Genomic DNA, 24,564 nt, shown 5'->3' with positions numbered 1-24,564 from the left:
AAATTAGGAAGCTGGTTGCCGGATGGAGCAACCTGGCGTGCATGTTCTCAGCTCTGGGTGAACCCTTGAATGCATGGATAGAAGACCGCAGATCGTTGTAGATCCTCCAGATCACCGAGGACTGCGACAGGTCCGGATCGACAGCCAAGTGATAGGAAGTGTCTGGTCTTTGCAAGGGCTGCGAAAAATACTAAATCGGGCGACCAGTATAGAAGTCGAGAACATAGAAGAACAGGACGTTATCTCTTGGCGCGGGGGTGGCGCGGACGCATGGCCCGATCGGACATGGAGAAGACGCACGCTTCTAGTGGTGATGGTGGTCGGCCTATTGGGATCGATGGTCCTGTTCATCAAGGTCGGCATCCCTGACGCATTCGGATCTTCGACTTTTGCAGGTAGAATTACCGGCTTCTCGTTTGTACTCTCAGGCGCCATCGAGGGAGTGGCAGCGCTTGCCGCCTTTGACTATTTCAGCAGGCGACAACTGTCGTTCTCTGGCGCGGCGATCCTACTCGGGGTCATCATTGCGCTGGCGATCGATACCCTACTGCTCTTTCTATGGCTTGAGGCCATAGAATATACACCCTATCTACTGCTGTATCTTCCACTCTGGCTATGGTCTGCGTGGGCGCTGTGGAAGCTCTGGCGAGAAAAAGCCTGGCAAGGAATCCCTCACCCTAAGAAGTTTGCAGCAGGAGTTATCGCTACGGCAATCCTAGGGGTAGGCAACCTGGCCTACTCTTCGATGTATCAGCCTACGACGGCGCCATCGTTTGTTACCGCGAAGGCCGCATTCGGAACGGCGCGGACGGACCGGGAACGCCCAATCATCCATCTACCGGTGAAATTTGAGGTGAAGAACACTGGGGCAGTCGCGGCATACATTGCAATTGACGAGTATTGGGTCAGGGGGCGCTCCGGTAGATACTCTGCGCAGAGTAAAGAGTTGATGGATCAGCGTAAGGCGATGTCTAACGAGGAGGATGTGCAGCGACATGTTGGCTCCCCTGACCGCAAGACACTGAGCGCCGGACTTTTCTCTGAACCTGGCACCTGGCTTGATCCTGGAGAAGAGTTCGCCGAAGAAAAAGTCGTCGAGATACCTAAGGATGCCAAATATGACGCCATAGAGGCTAAGCTGATCCTTTGGGTCATGAGAAAGGATCGCGGGAGAATCGATGTGGACGAATTCTCAATTCCCCGATTTTCCTGGAACAGGGAAGATGAGGACGCCTATTGTCCTCCCAAGGATTGCAAAGGGTCGACGTATGTCATATATCACGCAAGAATACGCCACAACAACAACTTGATTAATGTGACGCGTCAACCTCGATATATAAATGCAGTCTGGATGGCGGACCCGCAGAATCCGAGTACGTTCGTTGAGATTTCCCCCTTTAATCTCAAGCAAGGGGGCGTGATGAGGAACCGACTAACGGCAGGGCGGGAAAGAATCAGATACGACATAAGCGTCTACCTGGCGAAGGCGGCGATACCTTTCGCGGGCCTATTGAACCCTCCTCGCGATTGATGGCGTGTTCGGGCTAGCAAAAGATCGCTAGGATCTCGTAACGGTAGGTAGAGCTCGCTCCGGTGCAGGTGACCGCGTCCGCAGAGGCGTATTGTCCCATACAAGTAGTTGTCGATCCACGCCTTGTGGCAACCCATTTGGGTGCGTCTAACTGGCCCCGCGGGGGCGAATAGTCAAGGCTAGGCACCACGACTGTCCACTATTAATCAGTTATACCGGGCTACGGTCCTGGAGTGTCAAATGACTGAAGGTCCACGCAACGCTGACAGGAAGCCCTGGCATAAGCGCGCCACCACGCGAGTCGGCGTGATTATTGGAACTATTGCTGCGGGGCTACTCACGGCTTGGACTGTCGGCCTTTTCAGCTCCGGAAGGGCCGAGATTGCAGGGCGGGTAGTAAAGATTCCCATCTTCACGAAAGAAGAAGGTGGGCCAACTCTCAACGCATACGTGGAACCAGGCCTCGGTGGAGGTTGCGGGGAGGGGCAGAAAGTCAGCCACGTCTACCCATATAAACCTTCAGATCAATTGATGAATACGCCTCCAGGTGCAGGTCCACGTAGGAATGGAAAGGCGTGGGACGAAGATCCGGAAGCGTTCGGCGCGGTGCCAGCTGGCCCTGCCTGGCTCTCCGTGGTGGCAACGTCGGAAGATGAGCGTGCAGTAATTATCAAGAACATTGTCTTTCACGTTCAAAATAGCGGACCCCGGGTCGATGGAACAATCGTTGCACCCTCGGGAGGGTGTGGGGATGGAGTCACCTATCATCTCGGCCGAGTCGACTTCGGCAAAGCTCCCCCTTACTGGTCCGAAATTCCGAATGGCTATGAGGGCGTCCGATCGGATGACTTGAAGTTCCCGTACAAGGCGTCACGATCTGATCCAGCTTTTTTGCACATTGAGGTGGACCCCGGGAAGATGCGGCGTAACTGGTATGCAGAGCTGTATTGGGAGGATGGGCAGCGTTCAGGCAAAGTTAGAATCCCTGAGCACGGCACTTGGAGCGCGACACCATCCAAGGGATTGCCAACGATTTCATGGACAGACGGAGTGAGAACCTTGAACCCGGCGAATGGATCCTAAAGCCTATTGGAATTATTCAGTAGCGGGTGTTGAGCTGGTGGACGGCTTGCCACAGTCGCCGCACCTGGGTGTAGAGGGCCGGGGTTTGGGTGGCGGCCTCGGTGCCGACGGTGGCCTGTACGGAGCTGGCGTCCGCGGTGTCTGTCAGGTGCACTTCGCGGACGGGGTGGACGAGGTCAGTGCCAGCGGTGGTGGTGACGGTGACCGTGTCGCCTGTGCGGTAGTCACGGCCGTACTGGCACTGCTCGGTGTCGATCGGCGCAAGGGACAGTTCGGCTTGTGCTCCGCCCTGCTGGAGGGCGTTGGTGGCCGAGGTGCGCAGGGACCTGAACTGCTCGTCGGTGTCGTCCAGGCGCGCCGGAATGGCGGTGTCGCGCTGGTCCACGAACGTCTCCCCCACTCGGGCCCACTCGGCTTCGGCGTCGGGGGTGGACCACTGCCAGAGGAACCGATCCTTGCCCTGCCCTTGAGCGGCGACGACGGCGCGCGTCGTGCGGGGCGCGGTGAGCTGGTACGAGTAGGAGGACAGGTTCCCCAGCTCGGGTGAGAAGCGGATCATGCTGCGCAGGTCGCGGGTGGTGCCGGTCTGGAGGGCGAGGCGGGGCGTGGTGGGGTCGGGCTGAGTGATCCGCACAGACAGGCCGGCCGTGGCGGCGAGGGTCTGTGTCGCGGACAGAAGGGTGTCGAAGCGCAGAGAGACCTTCGTGGGGGTGCCGAGGCCGGTGGTCGGGCCAGGGTCCAGGCCCAGGACGCGCCGGTCCGGCAACGCAGTTGGCCCGGCGTTGGCGGCAACGAGGCGGGTGATGATGTCGCCGGCCGGGCCCGCGGACGACCAATGGTCGACGCCGTAGCGGCCGCTGCCAGTGTCGGGGGCGCGGGTGGGGTCGGGGAAGGCAAGGCGGGCGGCGAGTGCGGCGTTGTCGCAGACGCCGGAGAAGGTCAGTGTCCCGCCGTTGGCCGACCAGTTGTCACGGATGCTGGTGAGGGGCCCGGTCAGTAGAGGTTCGGTGGCGTCGTCGGACCAGATCATCACCCCGTGGCCGCCGGTGGCGAAGAGGTGGGCGTGGGGGTGGTCGGCGGGGAGGACGAGGGTCCAGGAGCCGACGTCGAGGTGGCGGACGATCACGTCCAGGGAGGTGTAGGAGTCGATCTGTCCGACACGGCGGAGGGCCGCGTCGCGGACGTCGACGCGGTAGCGCCGCAGGGTCAGGCTCCAAGGTGTCGTGGCTGATAGGTCAGGGTGACCGCGGACTCTTCCGACGCGCCGGTGACGGTAAGGGAGATGACGTTCTCCCCGGGGACGAGCTGCCACAGGGAGGCCGGGCCGACAAGGTGGGGCCAGAGGTTTTCTCCTCGGGTGCCGTCGGGGTTCTCCAGGTAGGCGGCCTTGATGCCGGGGCGGGTGTCAATCACGACCGTCCGGCCGGCGGGGATGCCGTAGGACAACGTGAGCTGCTGGCCGGTGGTGCGGTTGGCCAGGCGGAGGGGGACGACGGGTTGCCCGGCGTCCTGCTGGCCCAGCGGCCCGGTGATCCGCCAGACCGGCCATGCGTCCACGTCTGAGGTGACCTGGACCGGCAGGCCCTCGTCACCGATCACGCTCGGCGCGATCCGCAGGGGGAAGAAAGGGGCGGTGTGCGGTTCGCCGGTGGTCGTGGGGTCGAGGCGGGAGAGTGTGAGGTGGTCGACGTCCAGCGGGGTGGCGTCGGCCTGGATCACCGGCCGCACGGTTACCGTGCCGTCGGGCATGGTCCCCGGGACAGCCTCCACCGGGTGGGCCTCGTCTCCGGCCGCGGGGGCGCCGGCGCGGTCCCAGCCCCGGACGTAGCCGGTGACCTCCACCCACCCGTCGGCGTCCGTAAGCGGAAACCGCGCGGCGGTGATGAAGCGGGCTCCGTCAGGAACGGGCGCCCCGCCGGGCCTCCCACCTGCTAGGCCGACGGAGGCCGACGTGGGGACGTCGGCGGGTGCCTTGCCGCTGCGGCGCACCCGGGCCGTCAGGCGGTACAGGCTGGCCCCGTCGTAAGGAACCGCGGTCGGCGCCTCCGTCCGCCCGGCCGTAAGGCGGGTGTACTGGCCGTCGGTGACCCGGCGGTCGTTGAGCACCGTCCCGGCCGTCGTCCAGGCGGAGAGGTTGTTCATGGTGTCGGACAGCAGCGCCGTCCAGGACCCGGCGGGGTGGGAGAGGAACGCGGGTGCCCCATGGACCCGGAAGGTCTCGGTGCGTTCGTGGCCGTAGAGGTAGGGGTCCGGTGCGGTGAGCTGGAGCCCGTAGCGGATGTAGGCGAGGCCGGCGGCGTCGGTTCCCTCGTCGCCTTCCATGCCGCCGGTGTAGTGCACGCGGATGCTGCGGGCGGTGCCGTCGGCCTCCGCCACTCGCAGCGTGCACGGCCCGCGTCCGGCGACGAGCGCGGCCACGAAGGAACGCTTCATGGCCAGCAGCTCCGGGCGGGGCGGCGCCCACAGCAGCAGCGGCAGCGTGATCCGGCGTGGGGCGGCATGGACTTTGGCCAGGCGGCCCCCGTCCATCCCGCGTACTCCGTGACCGTGGCTTGCACCGGCGGTTGCGTCCAGGCTGGTGGGCCCGGGGAGGATCGCGATGCACGCCCCCTTGTGAGACAGGTCTGCGGTAAGCAGGAAGTCCCGGCCGTCGGCGGTGAGGGTGACGCGGGGCGGGGTGTCGGGGGCCGCGTACTCCGGCTCCGGCAGGATGCCGGCCGAGACGACGGCCGACGGGGGTTTCAACGTGGCCAGTAAGCGCACGCGCCGACCCCCTTTCTGTCACGGATGGTTGGCGTGTGCGCCACTGGGTCAGGCGTACAAGGCGTCCGCGAATCGCAGCGCGGAGACGATTTGCTGCTCGGTGGGGACACCGGGAACGGCGTGCAGGTGGATCAACGGAGCGTTACCCTGCGCACCGCCGCTCTGCGGGCCGGGGTTGACTCCCTTGGAGTTGGCGATCAGGTCCCACTGTGCCGGGGTGAAAACCGGCTCGGGTTTCCCTAGGCCGTTGTAGACAAGGCTCAGTCCCGGAGGCAGATATCCGCCGCTGTCGTAGCCGCCTGGCCTGTCGAGTTCGGACAGCGAGCCGTATCTATGGATCGCGTAATTGAGCCCGGCATAGATATTCACTAGCGGGTCGATTGACGTGCCATAGACAAAGGGACCCGTGTTTCGGGAATGCCCCGCGTAGGCATCTAAGGTCGGCCCGATTACCTGCATGAGGCCGACCGATGGCGTGCCGTCGAGCCAGTTGATATCCCATGTGTTGACGATGCCGGCGTTTCCGCCGGATTCGTCATTCATGCGGCGTAGGACGGTGTCGAGCCAGGAGGCCGGTTGCCCGAGCATGCTGAGGGCCTGGAGGACCTGCGGGGTCCACCGGGTGACTCCGCTGTCGCCGGTGTCGCCGCCCATCTGGGGAAGCAGCGCAGGAGCTGCAAGTCACCGAACACATGCTTCGTGTGCGGCTCCGCCTTTACAGAAACGAACTTGAATGCCTGGATACATTGAGGATCGCTGGCTGACCAAGAAGAAGGACCCGGCCACCGGCAAGCGCAAACGAACTGCCCGCTACGGCATAGGAAAGCGCTACAAGGTGGCCGGTATACCCGGCGTCGCGGACTGCTCATTCAACAGCCTTGATGACGCCAAGACTTGGCTTTCCACTTCGCAGACTGACAGCAAACGCGGCACCTTCATCGACCCGCGCGACGGAAACGTCACGCTCCGGTGGTACGTCGAGGAGAAGTGGTGGCCGACCCTTCGCGTGCCACCGGGGACAAAGGAGTCGATGCGGCCCCGCGTCTTCAAGCACATACTCCCGCACGTCGGCCACATGATGCTGAACCAGATCGGGTTTGACGAGATCAAGGAGTGGCAGACGCGGGCCGAGGAGGACATCGACGTCAACACGCTGCGGACGACGTGGCGCCACTTCTCCAGCATCATGCAGGCCGCGCACAAGGCGAAGCGCATCGGCGCGAACCCCTTTCGTGACCCGGACCTGAAGCCACCGAAGGAGCCGGAGAGCAAGGCAAAGGCGTGGCCGCTCGAAACGGTCACGGCGGTGCGGAGAGCCCTTGCCGGCAGGTACCGCGTGCTCGTGGACCTCTCCGTCGGCTCGGGGCTCCGGCAGGGCGAAGCGTTCGGCTTCTCCCCGGAGGACATGGACGGCGACGTCATCCAGGTGACCCGGCAGGTCGTCAAGATCGGTGGCAAGCTCGCGTTCGCCCCGCCGAAGGGCAACAAGACCCGTGAGGCGCCCTGCCCGCCCGAGCTCGCCGAAGCCGTCAATGCGCACATCGCCGAGTTCGGCACGGTGGACGTCACGCTGCCGTGGGTCGACCCTGACCGGCCGAACCTTGCGTGGGACAAACGCCCGCTGGTCACGGTGCGCCTGCTGGTCACCACCACGCGCACCGGCGGGAAGAGCGGCGGTGCGATCAACCGATCCACGTTCGATGAGAAGCACTGGAAGCCGGCCCTTGTCGCGGCCGGTGTGATCCCGGAGCCGGAGATCACCATCGTCCCGCGGCCCGGTCGCCCGTCACTGCGGCGCGTGAAGTGGTCCATGCCGCGCGAGAACGGCTTCCACGCCCTCCGCCACACCTTCGCGTCGATCGTCCTGGCGGCCGGCGAGACGATCGTCCAACTCGCGGCCTGGCTCGGTCACAGCGACCCGGCGTTCACGCTGCGGACCTACGTGCACTTCATGCCGAAGTCCGGGGCCCGGGCCATGGCCGCCCTCGGCTCGCTGCTGGCATTCGCCGTCCGCGAGGCGGTGCAGACACAGGCCGGGAAGCAGAGCGCTCCGACGGATTCTCCCCAGATTCTCCCCAGGGCCCGAAAAGAAGCCCCCTCCGAGCCTGTTTTCGCAGGTCAGAGGGGGTTAGAGGCGGACGAGTCGGCCTGTACGCCGGGTTCTGTCTCCCGAGGGCCTTGCGGCCCTTGGGGAGGCGGCCATCCATCTAGGCCTGCCGTTGCCGGCAGGCTCGTGCGGTCTACCCGCGGACATCGGGCGGGCAGCCCTCGATCGTCCGCGCAGGGTCTCCGCCGAAGCGGTGACCCCTCTTGACCTTGCTCCGGGTGGGGTTTACCTAGCCGTCCGGGTCACCCCGGACGCTGGTGGTCTCTTACACCACCGTTTCACCCTTACCGGAAGCCTCGCGGCCTCCGGCGGTCTGTTTTCTGTGGCACTGTCCCGCGGGTCACCCCGGGTGGGCGTTACCCACCACCCTGCCGTGTGGAGCCCGGACGTTCCTCGGGGAATCCGAAGATCCCACGCGGCCGCCCGGCCGGCTCGTCCGCCGTGCCGACCATGCTACCTGGCGTGATGCGAAGCCCTTGACCTTGTCGCAGCGTCAACGTTTCTACTGGTCCCCATGGTGATCACATGAGGATCGGGGAGCTCGCGGCGCTGGCCGGTGTCAGCACACGGACGGTGCGCCACTACCACCACTTGGGGCTGCTTCCCGAGCCCCCGCGACTCGGCAACGGCTATCGCGCGTACGGCCTCCGGGACGCCGTCGCCCTGGCCCGCGTCCGGCGGCTGACCGAGCTGGGGCTCGGGCTCGACGAGGTGCGCGACGTGCTCGCCGACGACGCCGGGCGCGAGCTCCGCGACGTGCTGGCCGAGCTGGACGCCGACCTGGCCCGGCAGGAGAAGGAGATCCGCGCACGCCGCGAGCGCCTCGCCGCCCTGCTGCGCCGGGCCGACGAGGGTGGGTTGTCCGCCGAGGGTCCCGTGTCCGAGGGGCTCGCCGCGCTGTTCGGCGCGATGGACCGCACCGCACACACCCTCCCCGGTCCCGAGCCCGCGATGGCCGCCAAGGAGCGGGGGCTGCTCGCCCTGATCGAGTCCACCGCCCCGCCGCGGGAGCGCGAGCGCGTGCTCGGGGCGCTGCGATCGATGGCCGCCACGCCGGGTGCCATGCGGCGTACGTACGAGGCGTACGCCCTGCTCGACGCCCTCGTCGACGCGGCGCCCGACGATCCCCGGGTGGACGCGGCGGCCCGGGCCGTCGCCGGGTGCGTCCCGCCCGGCACGCTGGGCGCGGAGCTCCCCGAGGGCACGGCGCCGACGGGCGGCGACGCCTTCCTCGCCGCCTTCCTCGCCGACTTCGCGCCCGCACAGGCCGAGGCCCTGCGCCGCGCGATCGACCTGTTGGGAGAGCGCACCGGAACGGGAGAGGACACCGGGTCATGAGCCTGCTCAAGGACTGGGGAACGTACGAGGCGCGCAACTGGGCCGGCCTCGCCCTCTGGGCGGCCCGCCGCCGCGAGGACGGCGGAGCCGGCAAGGGCGTCCAGGCCTTCGACTACGCCCGCGCCCAGGCGTCGACGATGTACGCGCTGCTCTTCGTGTGCGGGGTCGAGACCGTGGGCATGTCCTTCCTCACCGCTGACTATCCCGTCCTCCACTGGGCGATGCTGGCCCTCGACCTCTACACCATGCTGCTCGTCCTCGGCGCGCACGCCGGGTGCGTCGTCCGCCCGCACACCGTCGGGCCCGACGGCCTGCGCGTCCGCCACGGGGCGCGGCTGGACCTGCGCATACCCCCGCACCTCATCGCCTCCGCCCGCCGCGAGCTGTGCTTTCCCGGCGCGAACTCCCCCGAGGGCGTGCTGGACCTGCCGATCGCCTCCCAGACGTCGCTCACCGTCGAGCTGACGGAACCCATCGCGGTGACGCGGCTCTTCGGCCGGCGCGAGGAGATCCGTACGGTGCGCTGCCACGCGGAGGACACGTACGGGGCGGTCGCCGCGATTCGTGCCCTGGTCCCCTCCCCCGCCTCGACGGCCCCCTCCTCGACAGCCTCCCTCACGCCGGAGCGAACCACACCTTGTCCCGGCCCGGGTCCGCTTCGATGACGCGGACGCGCATCCGGTGGCCGAGGGCCAGGGGTGGGCCGTCGAGGTCGCCCTCGACGTGGCCGATCACGGCGGGTTCGTAGAGGTGGACCGTGCCCGCGGTCGGGCGGCGGGGCTGGATGTCTATGACGTAGGCGTCGAAGGTCTCGCCGAGGCGGCCGCGGAGCAGGGCGGCCTCGACCAGGTCCACGCAGTCGCGTTCCACCTGGGCCGCGCGCCGGGCGCCGGTCTCCATTTCGGCGGGGAGGCCGTCGAGGGCGACGCGCACCCACTCAGGGGGATCGGTGCCGGCGGTCGCGGCCAGGCAGAGTTCGCCGGTGTAGCGGTCGACGAGGCGGCGCAGCGGGGCGGTGCAGTGGGCGTAGGGGGCGGCGAGCGCGGCGTGGGTGAGGGTGGCGGGGTCGGGGGCGGGGCGTTCGGTGGGGCGTTCGCGGTCGAAGGCGGTGTAGCCGGCGCCGCGCAGCAGGGACGTGCACTCCTGGAGGAAGGCGGCGTGCTGGGTCTGTGTGGGGTCGAGGGCGCCGACGACGACGGCGTACGGCATGGTCTCCGGCCAGTTGACGCCGAGGGCGCGGGCGACGCGGCGCAGCCGGTCGACGGCGGTCTCGGGGGCGGCGGGGAGCGTGCGCAGGATGCCCGTGCCGGCGCGGAGCATCATCTCCGCCGCGGCGATGCCGGTCATCAGGGATATCTGGGCGTTCCAGCCGTGGGCGGGCAGTGGCGCGCGGTATTCGAGGGCGTAGTGCCCGCCGCGGCGGACGATCTCCTGTTCGGGTACGTGGAGGGAGATGCCGCCGCGGGTGCGCTCCAGTTCCTCGCGCCGCCGTCCTATGTCGCGCAGCAGCGACAGCGGCTCCTCGGCGAAGCCGGAGTCGATGGCGCGCTGGACGCCCGCGTAGTCGAGCTTGGCGCGGCTGCGGACCAGGGCCCGGTGCACGTCGGCGCGTACGACCTGGCCGTAGGCGTCGAGGTCGAGCTGCCAGAGGAGGGCCGGCCTGGTGTGGTCGGGCAGGAGACTGGCGGCGCCCTCGCCGAGGATCTCGGGGTGCAGGGGGACGCGGCCGTCGGGATAGTAGAGGGTCATCACGCGGCGGTGCGCCTCGGCGTCGAGGTGGTGGCCGGGGCGGACGAAGGCGGCGACGTCGGCGATGGCGTAGTAGACGCGGAAGCCGCCCGCGTCGCGGCGGGCGAGGTACATGGCCTGGTCGAGGTCCATCGATTCCGGCGGGTCGATGGTGAAGAGCGGCAGGTCGGTGGCGTCGCGGGCGGGGAGCCGGGGCCGGCGCGCCGCCTGCTCGGCCTCCGCGAGGGCGGCGGCCGGGAAGGGTCCGGGTACGCCCGGCCGCGCGCGCAGGTCACGCAGGGCCGCCCGCAGCGGGGCGCCGTCCGTGTCGGTGACATGCATCTGACGGCGGGGCATGCCATCGAGCGTATTTGCGCCGCGGGCGGGGGGCGCGGTGAGCGCGGCGGGCGGGGTTAGGCTCGGCGGGGGTCCGCACCGTCCGGTCGGCCCGGGACTGCCGAAGGAGATCGACCGTGCTCGTGCTGTTGCCGCCGTCCGAGGGGAAGGCCACAGGTGGCACCGGACCCGCGCTGGAGGTCGGCGGGCTGTCGCTGCCGGGGCTGGCCGGGGCGCGCGAGGCGGTGCTGGCGGAGCTGGTGGAGCTGTGCGCGGCCGACGAGGACAAGGCCGCGGAGGTGCTCGGGCTGTCGCCCGGCCTGCGGGGCGAGGTCGCGAAGAACGCGGGGTTGCGGACGGCCGGTACGCGGCCGGCCGGGGAGATCTACACCGGTGTGCTGTACGACGCGCTGGGCCTGGCGTCCCTGGACGCGGCGGCGCGGCGGCGCGCGGAGCGCTCGCTGCTGGTCTTCTCCGGGCTGTGGGGCGCGGTCCGGGTCGGGGACGCGATCCCTTCGTACCGCTGCTCGATGGGGGTCAGGCTGCCGGGGCTGGGCGCGCTCGGCGCGTACTGGCGCGGCGCGCTGGACGCCGAGCTGTCGCGGGAGGCGGGCGAGGGGCTGGTGCTCGACCTGAGGTCGGCGGCGTACGCGTCGGCGTGGAAGCCCAAGGGCGGGACCGCCGAGCGGACCGCGACCGTCCGCGTCCTCCAGTCGAAGATCGTGGACGGCGTCGAGAAGCGGTCCGTGGTGAGCCACTTCAACAAGGCGACGAAGGGCCGGCTGGTACGGGACCTGCTGAGCGCGGGCGTCGAGCCGGCCGACCCGGCCGGGCTGGTGGACGCGCTGCGGGGGCTGGGGTACGCCGTGGAGGCGACGGCACCGGCCAAGAGCGGCAAGGCGTGGGCGCTGGACGTGGTGGTGACGGAGCTCTGACGGCGAGGCCGTTGCGCGGTGCGCAACGGCCGTTGCGCAGGTCATGGGTCGCACATGAGGATGGGCCCGTGATCCCGGCCTCGGTGCTCGACCTCGCGCCCGTACTCCCCGTCGTCGTGCTGTCCGACGCGGCCCTCGCGGTGCCCCTCGCCCGGGCGCTCGTCGCGGGCGGACTGCCGGCGATCGAGGTGACGCTGCGCACCGGCGCCGCGCTGGACGCGATCCGCGCCGTCGCCGAGGAGGTGCCGGAGGCGGTCGTCGGCGCGGGTACGGTGCTCTCGCCCGGGCAGGTGGAGGCGGCGGTCGGGGCCGGGGCGCGGTTCCTGGTGAGCCCGGGGTGGACGGACCGGCTGCTGACGGCGGCGGCCGGGGCGGGGGTGCCGTTCCTGCCGGGGGTCTCCACGGCTTCGGAGGTCATGGGGCTGCTGGAGCTGGGGGTGCGGGAGATGAAGTTCTTCCCGGCGGGGGCGGCGGGCGGGCCTGCGTATCTGAGGTCCCTGGCCGCCGCCCTGCCGGCGGCGCGCTTCTGCCCGACGGGCCGCATCGGGGCCGACTCGGCGCCGGAGTACCTGGCGCTGCCGAACGTCGGATGCGTGGGCGGTACGTGGATGCTGCCCGCCGACGCGATCGAGGGCCGCGACTGGGAACGGGTGACACGACTCGCCCGCGAAGCGGCTGATTTACGCGCATGACGTGCGCGTGCGGGGTACACGGGAGACAGCGGGTCGAGGGCGGTCGAGGGCGAAAGTCAGCCCGGGCACCGCGCGCGGGGTCGTCCGTAAGGGTCAATCCTGAAACGCGCCAGGCCGCGCCAGGGGACGCCACCGCACCGCCAGGACCAGCGGCGCCACCACTTCCACCGGCCCCGAACCCGGGCACGTCCGCACGGACTTCCGATATACGGCCGCACCCACTCGGCGTAGCGTGCTTTGCGCCATGAACGATTTCGTTGACGAAGCACGCTCGCGAGTCGCACACCTGCTCCGGATGGCCAACACCACGGACGCCCGGATCAGGGCCCGGATCATCGAGTACGCGGACACCACCCCGGAGCCGCCCGTCATGAGCCGCGCCGGGATCGTCACGACCGGTTGCCCGCGCTGCCTGAGGACCGCGTGGCGGCAGCACGACACGGAGGGTCCCGTGTGGGTCTGCGCGTCCTGCGGCCATGTGGAAGGAGTGATCGTGAAGTGTCCCCACTGCGATGTCGCCATGACCCCGCCGCCGCTGGGCGCCCCGGACCGCTGGGAGTGCCCGCGCTGTCCCCGGGTCGCGGCGACGGGTGAGAGCGCGTACGCCATCGAGGAGCGCGAACGGCAGCGCCTGGCGGCGGTCGCGGCGCTCGACGAGGCGATAGCGCTGCGCGCCGAGGGGTGACGGCGGCCGGGCACGGCGAAGGGCCCCCGCCGGGGCGGGGGCCCTTCGCGTGGGCCGGCGGTGGCGCTAACCCCGCAGGTGCGAGGTGTCGTTCAGCAGCCGCAGCGAGGCGTTGCCGTCGGAGTAGTAGGCCACGGCGGAGAGCGAGGCCGCGGACAGCTCCATGCGGAAGAGCGACTCCGGCGGTGCGCCGAGGGCGAGCCGGACGAGGGTCTTGACCGGGGTCACGTGGGTGACCAGGAGGACCGTCTTGCCGGCGTACCGGGCGATGAGCTTGTCGCGGGTGACCGCGACCCGGCGGGCGACGGTCGCGAAGCTCTCGCCGCCGCCGGTCGGGGTGGCCTTGGCGGAGCCGAGCCAGGCGTCGAGGTCGTCGGGGTAGCGCTCCTTGACCTCGGCGAAGGTCAGCCCCTCCCAGGCGCCGAAGTCCGTCTCGCGCAGGCCCTCCTCGACGCGGACGTCGAGGCCGAGGCGGGCGGCCACGGCCGCGGCGGTCTCACGGCAGCGCCGCATGGGCGAGGTGACGACCGCCTGGATGGTGCCGCGCGCGGCGAGGGCCGCCGCAGCGCCCTCCGCCTGGCGGCGGCCGGCGAAGGACAGTTCGGGGTCGGTGCCGCCGCTGCCGGAGAAGCGCTTCTCCGGCGTGAGGGCCGTCTCGCCGTGCCGCAGCAGGACGAAGGTCGTGGGCGCGCCGAGGTCGGCGGGTGCCGCCCAGCCGACGGGCGGGGCCTTGACCTCGGCGGCCTCGGCGGGCTCCGATATGCCGGGGCCGGTCTCGGTGACCGCGGCGGCGGGCGCCTGGGCGCCCATACGCGTGTGGAGGCCGGCGGACGAGGCCCCCGGCTCCCAGCGCTTGCCGAGCTTGCCGGCGTCCATCGCCTCGTTGGCGAGCCGGTCCGCGTGCTTGTTCTGCTCGCGCGGGATCCACTGGTACGTGACCTGGCCGACCGGGAAGATCCGCTTGGCCTCGGCGGCGAGCGGCTTCATGTCGGGGTGCTTGATCTTCCAGCGGCCGGACATCTGCTCGACGACCAGCTTGGAGTCCATGCGGACCTGGACCACGGCCTCCGGGTCGAGGGCCTTGGCCGCCGCCAGGCCGGCGATGAGGCCCTTGTACTCGGCGACGTTGTTGGTGGCCGTGCCGATGTACTCGGCGGCCTCGGCGAGGGCCTCGCCCGTCGCCGGGTCCAGCACCACCGCGCCGTAACCGGCGGGACCCGGGTTGCCCCGGGAACCGCCGTCCGCCTCGACGATGAAGCGATGCGCCATGGGGCTTACAGGCCCGACTCGCGCGTACGGACGAGGATGCGGGTGCAGTTCTCGCAGCGGACGACCTCGTCGGGGGCGGCGGCCCGCACCTCGTTGAGCCCGGTGATGTCGAGCTCCAGGCGGCAGCCCTCGCAGCGGCGCTGGTTGAGGCGGGCGGCGCCGACGCCACCCTCCTTGTTGCGGATCTTGTCGTAGAGCTTGATCAGGTCGGCCGGGATGGAGGCGGCGACGATCTCGCGCTCCTTGGTGGCCGAGGCGATCTCGGAGTCGATCTCGGCGAAGGCGGCCTCGCGGCGGGCGACGGCGGCGTCGACCTTGGCCTGCATGGACTCGACGCGGGCGGTCAGCTCGGTGACCCGCTCCTGCGCGGACTCGCGGCGCTCCATGACCTCCAGGACGACGTCCTCCAGGTCGCCCTGGCGCTTGGCGAGCGAGACGACCTCGCGCTGGAGGTTCTCCAGGTCCTTGGCGGACATGCCGACGCCGGTGTCCAGGCGCTGCTGGTCACGGGCGGCGCGCTGGCGGACCTGGTCGACGTCGTGCTCGGCCTTGGTCTGCTCGCGGGCGGTGTCGCTCTCCTCTGTGCGCACGGCGACGAGGAGGTCGCGGTGCTGGGTGAGATCGGCTTCGAGGGAGGCGATCTCGGCGTGCTCGGGGAGGCTCTTGCGCTTGTGCGCGAGCTGCCCGAGGCGGGTGTCCAGTGCCTGGAGATCGAGAAGGCGGATCTGGTCGGCGGGCGCGGCGTTCAGTTGGGGGCTCCTGTGGGGATTAGTTGACGCGGGCGGACGCCGCGTGGGCGGTCCAGGGGTCGGTGACCGTGCGGGAGACGTGGGTGCGCAGGCCCCAGCCGTGGCGGTCGGAGATCTCGTCGAGCTGGGCGGCGGCCTGCTCGGTCCAGGGCCACTCGGTGGCCCAGTGCGCGGCGTCGACCAGCGCGAGGGGGCTGTGCTGCTGGGCCTCGGACGCGGGGTGGTGGCGCAGGTCGGCGGTGACGTAGGCGTCGACGCCGGCGGCTCGTACCTCGTCGAAGAGGGAGTCGCCGGAGCCGCCGCAGACGGCGACGGTGCGGATGGTGCGGTCGGGGTCGCCGGCGACGCGGATGCCCTGCGCGGTGGCGGGCAGGCGCTTGGCGGCGTGCGCGGCGAAGTCGGCCAGGGTCATCGGCGGCTCGACCTCGCAGATCCGGCCGAGGCCGCGGCGGCCCGCGGGGTCGGCCGGGTCGGGCACCAGGGGCCCGGTGACGCGCAGGTCGAGGGCGCCGGCGAGGGCGTCGGAGACGCCGGGGTCGGCGCGGTCGGCGTTGGTGTGCGCGACGTGCAGGGCGATGCCCTGCTTGATGAGGGTGTGCACGACCCGGCCCTTGAAGGTGGAGGCCGCGACCGTGGTCGTGCCCCGCAGATAGAGCGGGTGGTGGGTGACGAGCAGGTCGGCGCCGAGCTTCACGGCCTCGTCGACGACCTCCCGCACCGGGTCGACGGCGAACAGGACCCGGCCCACGGGGGCGTCGGGGTCGCCGCAGACGGTGCCGACGGCGTCCCACTGCTCGGCCCGCTCCGGGGGCCAGAGAGCTTCGAGGGCGGCGATGACTTCAGACAGTGCGGGCACGGGGGAAAGGCTACCTTCCTGCCGTGCCCGTACGGCCATCGCGCGGGCGCGGGCTCACTTCACGAGGTAGCCGCGGAGGTCGTCGAGGACGCTGTCGGCCGCGGTGACGCCCAGTCCGAGGTACCAGGTCTCGTCCTCGACGTCCTTGGCGTGGCCGTCCTTGACCGCCTTCAGCCCCTTCCACAGCGGGTTGTCCCGCGCGGTGTCGCGCTTGGTCCTGCCGGGGTCGCCGTAGACACCGGTGAAGATCCAGTCGGCGTCGGCCTGGTCGATCTTCTCCGGGCTGATCTCCACGGCGAGCCTGTCGGCGCGCTGGTTCTCGGGGCGCGGCAGGCCGGCGTCCTTGAGGATGGTGCCGATGAACGACTGTCCGGCGTACAGGCGGGTGAACTGCGGCAGGTAGCGGACCATGCTGATGGTCGGCTTCTTCTCGCCGATGTCCTCGCCGAGCTTCTTCGCCTTGGCCTCGTAGGCGTCGAGGTTCTTCCTCGCCTCGGCGGTCCTGTCCAGCGCCGCCGCGTTGAGGAGGTAGTTCTCCTTCCACGTGAAGCCGGGGCGGATGGAGAAGACCGTCGGGGCGATCTTGGAGAGGTCCTTGTAGTTCTTCTCCGCGCGCAGCTTGCTGCCGAGGATCAGATCGGGGTGGAGGTCATTGATGGCCTCCAGGTTGAGGTTGCTGATCGTGCCGACGCTCTTGGGGTCGCCGGCGTTCTTCTTCAGGTAGTCGGGGATGCCCTGGCTGCCCTCGGTGGGGGCCCAGCCGACGGGCTCGATGCCGAGCGAGACGACGTTGTCGAGCTCGCCGACGTCGAGGACGACGACGCGCTTGGGCCGCTCCTTGAGCTCGGTCTTCCCCAGCGCGTGGGTGATGGTGCGCGGGAACTGCCCGGGGGCGGCGTCCGTGCCCATCTTCCGCGTCTCCTCACCGGCCTTCCCGAAGTCCTTGCCGCCCTGGGCGACGGACTTCGAGCCGCTGCCCCCGTCCTTGCCGTCCTCGCCGCCGTCGGAGGAGCCGCAGGCGGCGAGCGAGAGCGCGGCGGCTACGGAGAGGGCGACGGCGGCGGTGCCGCGGCGGCGAAGGGACATCACATGCTCCTGCGTAGGGGAAGCGGCGTCGGCGGAGAGGGGGACCCCCGTTGGGTCGCGCCGGATCGAGCCGGGTCGAGCCGGGTCGAGCCACGTCAAGAGGGTCCGACCAGCCACTTAGGTACGCCTTACCTTAATCACGGCCGACCTCGCGAGGCACACCCACCCCCCATCGCTCAGGCGAATCGGACAATGGCCACCCTTACGCGTGAAGCGGTCTCACTCGCATTGTTCGGCAGGTAGTGCGATAACTACGTTCAGTGCCGGAGGTGACGTTTCTCATGACGGTCTGTGCCCCCCAGAGCACTCCACAGAGCACCCCACGGAGTGCGTCGATGGACATGAGACGCGCGGCATTCACGGTCACGGCGGACGGTTCGTACGCCGCGCGCCTGGCACTCGACGGCGGAACGGGTGGCTGGTTTCCGGAGCGCTGGACGCTCGACGGCCCCGAGCCCTACGCCGTCCCGCTGCCCGGCGGCCAGCCCGAGGAGCCCGACAGCGAAGTGCTCCCCCTCGCCGACGGCCGGGTCCTGATCCGGCGCCGGGTGGCCGATCGGTACGCGCTCTCCCTGCTCTACCCCACCGGTCCCGGCACCGGTGAGCTCCAGATCGGCACGATCGAGTGCGCCCGGCTGTCCCTGCTGCCCCCCGCGCCGGGCGGCTCGGCGGCGTACGGGCTCGTGCACGGCGAGCGGTCGACCGCGCTGTGGCTGCTGCACGGCGGCTCCTTCGGGCCCCAGCGGATCGTCGAGGTGCCGGGCCACTGCTCGGGCGGCGCCTGGCTGGACCGTACGGGCCGGCTGCTGGCGCTCGACCGCGAGCTGGAGGGGCGCACCAAGGCCGTGGTCGTCGACCTGGGCCGCGGCGGCGAGACCAGTCCGCTGCTCCAGATCACCGAGGAGAGCGACGACCGGCTGCTGCTGGCCGACCCGTACAGCGGTCTGCTGCTCGTACGGTCGGACGCCCCCGGCGAGGACCGGCTGGGCTGGGGCGTGCTCGGCTCGGCCCGCCCGATGCGCTTCCCCGAGTGTCTGCGGCTGCCCAACGCGGTGCTGACGCCGTTCGCCGCGCAGCCGGGCCAGGAGCTGGCTCCGGAGGGGTGCGCGGTGGCGTTCCGGATCGAGGGGCCCTCGGGCAGCTGGGTCGGGGTGTGGCGGGCGGCGGAGCGCAAGCTCCAGCAGTTCCCCGGGCCGGCCGGCTGGTTGGTGGGCACGGGCCTGTGGACCCCCGGCGGCGAGCTGCGGCTGCCGTATGTGACCCCGTACGTCCGGTGCGGGCTGGCCCGGCTGCGACTGCCGGTCGCCGAGCGGGAGGGGGCGCCTCGGGATACCGGGCGGGATACCGGCCGCGACACCGGGCGGGAGGCGGCCCCGAAGACGGCCGCGCCGACACCCACCCCACCGGCCCCGACTCCAACGGCCCCTGTCCCACCGGCCCCTGTCCCACCGGCCCCTGTCCCACCGACTCCCACGCCGTCGGCTCCTGTCCCACCGGCTCCCGTTCCACCGGCTCCTGTCCCACCGGCCGCCGCCGCGCCGGCCGCCGCCCCGCCGGTCCCCGCCGAGGACACACCGCGAGGCGGCCCGCCGCCGGGACCCCCGCAGGGGCCCGTGACCGCGCCGCCGCCCCGACGGGCCGAGCCCGCCGCCCCGGCGGCCGCGCCGGCTCCACCCCCTCCGCCGCCTCCGCCCGTCGCGCCCGCCGCACCCGCCGCGCCCGTTCCGCCCGTCGAACGGCCGCCGGTCACGGCGGGGGTGTGGACGGCCGTGCCGCCCAGCGCGTTCCCCGGCCGCCCGGCGGCGATGCCGGGGGCGTGGTCCGTGGCCGCCAGGTCGGCCGCGGAGCGGGAGCCCGTCGGGGGCCGGCCGGAGCCGTCCTCGCGCCCGGTCCCGTTGCAGCAGGCGCCGCTCGACCGGGGGCCCACGGCCGTGATGTGAGCGGACCGGCGGAAGGTGGCGACTCGCCGACCGGCCGGGTAGCTAGGCGATCAAGGTCCCGTTAGAATCGGGCGGGGGTTGCGCAGCTGTGCCGGACCGGCACCGACGGTGACACGAACGGCCTTGCGTGGACAGCGGTTTGACGATCCGTCGACGCCGCGCGCCACCGCTGTGGCCCCCGACGCGCCAAGCCCGCAAGCCCATCCCACGGAGTGACTTTCCCCATGCCCGACGCCCGAACCGACACGACCGAGGCGCGCCACCATGAGGCGTCCGCCCAGGCCGCAGCCACCGGCTCCGGAAGGCACCGCGGCCCGGCCTCCCCGGACGACGACAGCGCCCCCGCCCACGGCAAGCACCGCCGCACGGCGGACAGACGCTGACGGCGGACAGACGACAGCGCGCACCCCGGTCCCCCCGGCCACCGTCCGGGGGGACCGCGCCGTTCAGCCCCGCTTGAGGCCGAGCACCTCCACCGCCGCGAAGGTCTCGTGCGGTGGGCGCCCCGCGTAATAAGGGGTGAGCAGCCCGTCCAGCTCCTCGACATCGAAGACGTCCCCGGCGGTGTCGAACTTGACCGCGACCCTGGGGCGTTCCACGACGGCGACCATGCCCCCGTGCACCACAAAGACCTGCCCGCTGATCCCCGCCGCGGCGGGTGAGGCCAGATAGCCGACCAGCGGGGACACGTGCCCGGGGGCGAGCGTGTCGGGCCCGCCGTCCGCCGGCTCCCCCGCTCCCGCGAAGACGTCCTCGGTCATCCGGGTCCGGGCCCGCGGGCAGATGACGTTCGCGGTCACCCCGTACCGGCGCAGCGCCTCCGCCGTCGAGGTGGTGAGGCCGACGATGCCTCCCTTGGCGGCCGCGTAATTGGGCTGCCCGGCCGACCCGGCCAGGAACGCCTCCGACGAGGTGTTGACGATGCGTCCGTAGACGGGGGCGCCGGTCGCCTTCGCCCGCTCCCGCCAGTGCGCGGCGGCGAAGCGCGTGGTGGCGAAGTGTCCCTTGAGGTGCACCCTGATCACCGAGTCCCACTCGTCCTCGGTCATGGAGAAGACCATGCGGTCGCGCAGGATGCCCGCGTTGTTGACGAGGATGTCGAGCGCTCCGCCGCCGACGTCGAGGGCCAGCTGTACGAGCTCACGGGCCTGCTCGAAGTCGGCCACGTCGCCGAGGTGGGCCGTGGCCAGGCCACCGGCGGCGCGGATCTCGGCGACGACCTCCTCGGCGGGCCCGGCGGACGCCGCGCCGGAGCCGTCGCGGCCTGGCTGCCCGTAGTCGTTGACGACGACGTGGGCGCCGAGCCGGGCCAGCTCCAGCGCCTCGGCCCGGCCCAGGCCCCGCCCGGCGCCGGTGACGATCGCGGTACGGCCCCGCAGGGGCTGCTGTGACGACATGTGGCCGTCTCCTCCCTCTCTCCCGATGCCCCTATATCTCGATGCAGGTGCGCAGCGCCTCGCCGGTCCGCATCTGGTCGAGGGCGTCGTTGATCCCGGCGAGCGGGACCCGGTGGGTGATCAGGCCGGCGAGGTCGATCCGGCCGGCCCGCCACAGGGCGATGGCCCGTTCGTACGAGCGCAGGACGTCGCCGCCGCCGTACAGCGACGGGAGGATCCTCTTCTCGTCGAAGAACAGCTCGAACATGTTGACCTGGAAGAGGTCGTCCATGGCGCCCGCGCCGACGACGCACAGCGTGCCGCCGCGCCGGGTCGCCTCATAGGCGGCGCGTGCGGTGGCGGACTTGCCGACGACCTCGAAGACGTAGTCGAAGCCCTCGCCGCCGGTGATCCGGGCCCGGGCGTCGCCCAGCGCGTCGGGCGCGACCGCTTCCGTGGCGCCGAAGCGCAGCGCGGCCTCGCGCCGGGAGGGGACGGGGTCGACGGCGACGATCTGCGCGGCGCCGGAGGCCCGTGCGCCCTGGACGGCGCTGATGCCCACGCCGCCGCAGCCGATGACGGCGACGGAGGAGCCGGCCGCGACGTCGGCGGTGTTGAGGGCGGCGCCGAGGCCGGTGGTGACGCCGCATCCGATGAGCGCGGCGATGTCGTAGGGCACGTCGTCGGGGATGGGCACGGCGCAGCCGGCGCCGACGACGACCTCCTCGGCGAAGGTGCCGGTGCCGGCGAAGCCGAAGACGTCGGTGCCGGCGCGCCGGAAGTTGGGGGTGCCGGCGTTCATGAAGCCGGCCAGGCACAGCTGGCTCTGGCCGCGCCCGCAGGCCGGGCAGTTGCCGCAGGCGGGCAGCCAGCAGACCAGGACCCGGTCGCCCGGGCGCAGTCCTTCGACCTCCTCGCCGACCTCGACGACGTCGCCGGCGCCCTCGTGTCCGGGGACGAAGGGCGCGGGCTGGGGCAGTACCCCGTTCATCGCGGAGAGGTCGGAGTGGCACAGCCCACTGGCGCGCATGCGCAGCCTCACCTTGCCGGGGCCGAACCCCACGGCCTCGACGTCGTCGAGGACTTCGAGCTTGTCCTGTCCTGTCTCGTGCTGTACGGCTGCGCGCATGGTGCGCCTCCTTTGGCGTGCGGACGGTCCAGGTCTCTTCGGTGGTGGCCGGCGCGGGTGTCGCCTCAGTCGTGGGTGACGACCGTGTCGCCGAGGACGGGTGCGTCGGCGCGCTCGGCGGCGGTCACGGTCACCTGGATCCGGCCGGGCGACGGGCTCTCGCGCCACATCCGCACGCGCAGGGTCTCGCCGGGCAGGGCGATGCCCGCGAAGCGGGTGGAGTACGAGCGGACGCGGGTGACGTCGCCGCCTAGCGCGGTGTCCACGACGGCCTTGAGGGCGATGCCGTACGAGCACAGACCGTGCAGGATGGGCCGGTCGTAGCCCGCGCGCGCGGCGAACGCGGGGTCGGCGTGCAGGGGGTTCCAGTCGCCGGAGAGGCGGTAGAGCAGGGCCTGGTCCTCGCGGATCGGGCGTTCGGCGGTGAGGTCGGGCGGCCCGTCGGGGAGGGGGAGCCGGGCGGACGTGCCGCGTTCGCCGCCGAAGCCGCCCGCGCCCTTGACGTAGATCTCGCTCTCGGCGCTCCACAGCGGCCCCTCGGCGTCGGCGACGTCCGAGCGCATCACGATGACGGCGGCCTTCCCCTTGTCGTGGACGGCGGAGACGCGCGAGGTGGCGGTGGCGGAGCCGCGCACGGGGATCGGCCGGTGGAGGGCGAGGGTCTGGCCGCCGTGCAGGACGGCGGCGAGGTCGATGTCGATGCCGGGTACGGAGATGCCGCCGGCCAGCGTCATGCTGCCGCCCACGACGGTGGCGAAGCTGGGCAGCACATGGAGCCGGCTCTCCAGGGTGTAGCGGAGCTCGGCGGGCTCGGTCGCCGGGGTGCCGGCCCCGATGCCCAGGTGGTAGAGGAGTACGTCCTTGTGGTTCCAGGTCAGTACGGTGCTGCGGGGCTCGGCGGCGACCGCCTGCGCTGCGTCGATGGGCATCGGGCTCCTTCGGCGTGGTGGGAGACCCCGACCCGGCAGTCCGCACCGCCGACCGCGCCGGGGCTGTCGCCGGTCGGCCGCGCACGTCCGTCCTGGAACGCGTTCCAGCCGATCCGATGGTCCCCATGTATAGCCCACCGCCCAAGCGGTGGGAAGGGCGCCGACCACGGCACCTGACGCCACGTCAGACGCCCGGGACAAATGTCACGGCCAACGCCGGACACTCGAATCTGCCCAGCTCACCGAGGGTTCCTTAGGCTCGGGTCCATGACCGACAGCACGGACGGAATCGCACGGCACAAGCCCCCGGGCAGGTTGACCTTCCTGCCCTGGCTCTTCATGCTCAGCGGGCTGGTGGGGGACCTCTTCCGGGGCGCCACGCCCCGGCCCTGGCTGGGTGGCGCGGGCGTCCTGGCGTTCGCCGTCCTCTACATCGCGACGGTCGTCACCGGCCTCGACGAACGGCGCCGGCACACCCTCCCGCCCCGCCTGTGCCTCGGCGGGCTGGCCGCGGCCGCGTACGCCCTGGCCATCGGCTACGGCGGCGACTGGCTGCTGTGCTTCCCCCTGCTGTCGCTGGCCTGCGGCATCGTCCTGCGCGGCCCCGGCCCCACCCTCGGCGTCGCGATCGTCGTGCTGTCCGGCTCCGCCGGCGTCATCGCCGGCTTCCGCGGCGGCCCCACGGACTCACTGACCGTCGGCTACGGCACCATGCTCTCCGGCGTCGTCACCGCCGCGATCCTCACCCTCTTCTCGACCGTCGCCGAGCTCCGCGAGACCCGCGAGGAGTTGGCCCGCGGCGCGGTCGACCGCGAACGGCTGCGCTTCTCCCGCGATCTGCACGACCTCCTCGGTCACACGATGTCCGTGATAGTCGTCAAGGCCGAGGCCGTACGCCGCCTCGCGCCCCGCGACCTGGACGCCGCCCTCGGCCAGGCCGCCGACATCGAGGCCGTCGGCCGCCAGGCGCTCACCGAGATCCGCGAGGCCGTCACCGGCTACCGCGAGGGCGGCCTCACCACCGAACTCGACCGCGCCCGCTCCCTCCTCGACGCCTCCGGCATCGAGGCCGACCTGCGCCAGTCGGGCCCCCCGCTGCCGCCGCAGACCGGGGCGTTGCTCGGCTGGGTCGTACGCGAGGGCGTCACCAACGTCGTCCGCCACAGCGGCGCGACCCGCTGTGTGGTCGAGGTGCGCGGCGAGACCGACCAGGTACGCCTGGAGATCACCGACAACGGGCGCGGCGTAGGCTCACCACCGGCCGCCACGAGCACGGGTGGTACGGGCCTCAAGGGGCTCACCGAGCGGCTGGCCACCGCGGGCGGCTCCTTGACCTGCGGCCCCGACGGGCGCCGGGGCTTCCGTCTCGTGGCCGAACTGCCCGTGGACCCGGACCCCGAGGAGGAACTCCAGAAATGATCCGGCTGCTGCTCGCCGAGGACCAGGGCATGATGCGGGGCGCGCTCGCGCTGCTGCTCGGCCTGGAAGCGGACATGGAGATCGTCGCCCAGATCGGCGACGGCGACGAGATCCTGCCCAGGGCGCTGGAGACCCGCCCCGACGTCGCCCTGCTCGACATCGAACTCCCGGGCCGCAGCGGCCTGGACGCGGCCGCCGACCTGCGCACACGGCTGCCCGACTGCCGGGTGCTGATCCTCACGACGTTCGGGCGGCCGGGCTACCTGCGCCGCGCGATGGAGGCCGGGGCGTCCGGCTTCCTGGTCAAGGACGGCCCCGTCGAGGACCTCGCCGCGGCGATCCGGCGGGTGCTCGCGGGCGAACGCGTCATCGACCCGGCCCTGGCCGCGGCCGCGCTGAGCGCCGGCCCGAATCCCCTGACCCAGCGGGAGCGCGACGTGCTGACGGCGGCGGTGGACGGGGCGACGGTGGCGGACATCGCGGCCCGGGTCCACTTGTCGCCCGCGACGGTGCGGAATTATTTGTCGGCGGCGATCGGGAAAACGGCGACGCGGAATCGTATGGAGGCGGTGCGGATGGCTCGGCGGAACGGTTGGCTGTAGGGCTGCCTTGG

22 protein-coding genes and 1 other RNA gene are annotated in these 24,564 nt (G+C 71.1%); 10 read left to right on the top strand and 13 right to left on the bottom strand.

Features of this window, described 5'->3' with window-relative positions; genetic code table 11:
- Nucleotides 1-310: 310 nt before the first annotated feature.
- Nucleotides 311-1,531, top strand: coding sequence for a hypothetical protein (locus tag ACZ303_RS06565; RefSeq protein ID WP_467335649.1), 1,221 nt, complete (start codon nt 311-313; stop codon nt 1,529-1,531).
- Between the two features lie 1,099 nt (nt 1,532-2,630).
- On the opposite strand, the gene ACZ303_RS06560 is transcribed toward ACZ303_RS06565, so the two are convergent.
- The 5 genes from ACZ303_RS06560 to rnpB form a co-directional block, all read right to left on the bottom strand.
- Complete coding sequence (locus ACZ303_RS06560) at nt 2,631-3,926, bottom strand: siphovirus ReqiPepy6 Gp37-like family protein (protein ID WP_467335647.1); 1,296 nt, start codon at nt 3,924-3,926, stop codon at nt 2,631-2,633.
- Nucleotides 3,821-5,377, bottom strand: a complete 1,557-nt coding sequence (locus ACZ303_RS06555; RefSeq protein WP_467335645.1) for a phage tail family protein — start codon at nt 5,375-5,377, stop codon at nt 3,821-3,823. The genes ACZ303_RS06560 and ACZ303_RS06555 overlap by 106 nt, the downstream gene beginning before the upstream one ends.
- 48 nt (nt 5,378-5,425) lie before the next feature.
- On the bottom strand, nt 5,426-6,031 hold the full coding sequence (locus ACZ303_RS06550) for a lytic transglycosylase domain-containing protein (RefSeq protein WP_467335643.1): 606 nt from the start codon (nt 6,029-6,031) through the stop codon (nt 5,426-5,428).
- Nucleotides 6,032-6,242: 211 nt separating this feature from the next.
- On the bottom strand, nt 6,243-7,088 hold the full coding sequence (locus tag ACZ303_RS06545; protein WP_467335641.1) for a hypothetical protein: 846 nt from the start codon (nt 7,086-7,088) through the stop codon (nt 6,243-6,245).
- A gap of 424 nt (nt 7,089-7,512) precedes the next feature.
- Nucleotides 7,513-7,919: RNase P RNA component class A (gene rnpB / locus ACZ303_RS06540), an RNA gene on the bottom strand.
- 90 nt (nt 7,920-8,009) lie between these two features.
- On the opposite strand from rnpB, the gene ACZ303_RS06535 reads away from it, so the two are divergent.
- Entirely contained in the window at nt 8,010-8,822 is an 813-nt protein-coding gene (locus ACZ303_RS06535) for a MerR family transcriptional regulator (protein ID WP_467335639.1), read from the top strand.
- Entirely contained in the window at nt 8,819-9,487 is a 669-nt protein-coding gene (locus ACZ303_RS06530) for a hypothetical protein (protein ID WP_467335637.1), read from the top strand. Before ACZ303_RS06535 ends, ACZ303_RS06530 begins: the two co-directional genes overlap by 4 nt.
- On the opposite strand, the gene ACZ303_RS06525 is transcribed toward ACZ303_RS06530, so the two are convergent.
- Nucleotides 9,438-10,907 (bottom strand): RNB domain-containing ribonuclease, encoded by a 1,470-nt coding sequence (locus ACZ303_RS06525; protein WP_467335635.1) that lies wholly within the window; start codon nt 10,905-10,907, stop codon nt 9,438-9,440. The genes ACZ303_RS06530 and ACZ303_RS06525 overlap by 50 nt on opposite strands.
- A gap of 116 nt (nt 10,908-11,023) precedes the next feature.
- Here ACZ303_RS06525 and yaaA point away from each other — a divergent pair, with 116 nt between their 5' ends.
- From yaaA to ACZ303_RS06510, 3 genes are all read left to right on the top strand, one after another.
- Nucleotides 11,024-11,821 carry a peroxide stress protein YaaA gene (yaaA, locus tag ACZ303_RS06520; protein WP_467335633.1) on the top strand — a complete coding sequence of 266 codons (798 nt, stop codon included), beginning with the start codon at nt 11,024-11,026 and terminating at the stop codon, nt 11,819-11,821.
- A gap of 68 nt (nt 11,822-11,889) precedes the next feature.
- Complete coding sequence (gene eda, locus ACZ303_RS06515) at nt 11,890-12,513, top strand: bifunctional 4-hydroxy-2-oxoglutarate aldolase/2-dehydro-3-deoxy-phosphogluconate aldolase (protein WP_467335631.1); 624 nt, start codon at nt 11,890-11,892, stop codon at nt 12,511-12,513.
- A gap of 244 nt (nt 12,514-12,757) precedes the next feature.
- Nucleotides 12,758-13,198, top strand: a complete 441-nt coding sequence (locus ACZ303_RS06510; protein WP_467335629.1) for a hypothetical protein — start codon at nt 12,758-12,760, stop codon at nt 13,196-13,198.
- A gap of 66 nt (nt 13,199-13,264) precedes the next feature.
- On the opposite strand, the gene ACZ303_RS06505 is transcribed toward ACZ303_RS06510, so the two are convergent.
- The 4 genes from ACZ303_RS06505 to ACZ303_RS06490 are packed head-to-tail and all read right to left on the bottom strand — an operon-like array spanning nt 13,265 to nt 17,158.
- Nucleotides 13,265-14,467, bottom strand: a complete 1,203-nt coding sequence (locus ACZ303_RS06505; protein ID WP_467335627.1) for a bifunctional RNase H/acid phosphatase — start codon at nt 14,465-14,467, stop codon at nt 13,265-13,267.
- A 5-nt stretch (nt 14,468-14,472) separates the two neighbouring features.
- Nucleotides 14,473-15,216 (bottom strand): zinc ribbon domain-containing protein, encoded by a 744-nt coding sequence (locus ACZ303_RS06500; RefSeq protein WP_467335828.1) that lies wholly within the window; start codon nt 15,214-15,216, stop codon nt 14,473-14,475.
- A 19-nt stretch (nt 15,217-15,235) separates the two neighbouring features.
- Nucleotides 15,236-16,072, bottom strand: a complete 837-nt coding sequence (locus ACZ303_RS06495; RefSeq protein ID WP_467335625.1) for a Nif3-like dinuclear metal center hexameric protein — start codon at nt 16,070-16,072, stop codon at nt 15,236-15,238.
- A 54-nt stretch (nt 16,073-16,126) separates the two neighbouring features.
- Nucleotides 16,127-17,158 (bottom strand): ABC transporter substrate-binding protein, encoded by a 1,032-nt coding sequence (locus ACZ303_RS06490; protein WP_467335623.1) that lies wholly within the window; start codon nt 17,156-17,158, stop codon nt 16,127-16,129.
- Nucleotides 17,159-17,493: 335 nt separating this feature from the next.
- On the opposite strand from ACZ303_RS06490, the gene ACZ303_RS06485 reads away from it, so the two are divergent.
- Nucleotides 17,494-19,098, top strand: a complete 1,605-nt coding sequence (locus ACZ303_RS06485) for a hypothetical protein (protein ID WP_467335621.1) — start codon at nt 17,494-17,496, stop codon at nt 19,096-19,098.
- A 224-nt stretch (nt 19,099-19,322) separates the two neighbouring features.
- The gene (locus ACZ303_RS06480) at nt 19,323-19,481 is read left to right on the top strand and encodes a hypothetical protein (RefSeq protein ID WP_467335619.1); all 159 of its coding nucleotides are present in this window, start codon (nt 19,323-19,325) and stop codon (nt 19,479-19,481) included.
- 63 nt (nt 19,482-19,544) lie between these two features.
- Here the strand turns inward: ACZ303_RS06480 and ACZ303_RS06475 are convergent, their stop codons facing one another.
- From ACZ303_RS06475 to ACZ303_RS06465, 3 genes are all read right to left on the bottom strand, one after another.
- Nucleotides 19,545-20,495, bottom strand: a complete 951-nt coding sequence (locus ACZ303_RS06475; RefSeq protein WP_467335617.1) for a 3-oxoacyl-ACP reductase — start codon at nt 20,493-20,495, stop codon at nt 19,545-19,547.
- 31 nt (nt 20,496-20,526) lie between these two features.
- The gene (locus ACZ303_RS06470; protein ID WP_467335616.1) at nt 20,527-21,603 is read right to left on the bottom strand and encodes a Zn-dependent alcohol dehydrogenase; all 1,077 of its coding nucleotides are present in this window, start codon (nt 21,601-21,603) and stop codon (nt 20,527-20,529) included.
- 65 nt (nt 21,604-21,668) lie between these two features.
- Nucleotides 21,669-22,532: a MaoC/PaaZ C-terminal domain-containing protein gene (locus ACZ303_RS06465; protein ID WP_467335614.1), complete on the bottom strand. Its 864-nt coding sequence runs from the start codon at nt 22,530-22,532 to the stop codon at nt 21,669-21,671.
- 267 nt (nt 22,533-22,799) lie between these two features.
- Between ACZ303_RS06465 and ACZ303_RS06460 the strand changes: the two genes are divergently transcribed.
- Entirely contained in the window at nt 22,800-23,951 is a 1,152-nt protein-coding gene (locus tag ACZ303_RS06460; protein WP_467335612.1) for a sensor histidine kinase, read from the top strand.
- Complete coding sequence (locus ACZ303_RS06455) at nt 23,948-24,553, top strand: response regulator (RefSeq protein WP_467335610.1); 606 nt, start codon at nt 23,948-23,950, stop codon at nt 24,551-24,553. The genes ACZ303_RS06460 and ACZ303_RS06455 overlap by 4 nt, the downstream gene beginning before the upstream one ends.
- Nucleotides 24,554-24,564: the final 11 nt, after the last annotated feature.

It is taken from the genome of Streptomyces sp. NPDC023527 (assembly GCF_055560115.1).
This window is presented reverse-complemented; position numbering and strand designations above follow the sequence as displayed.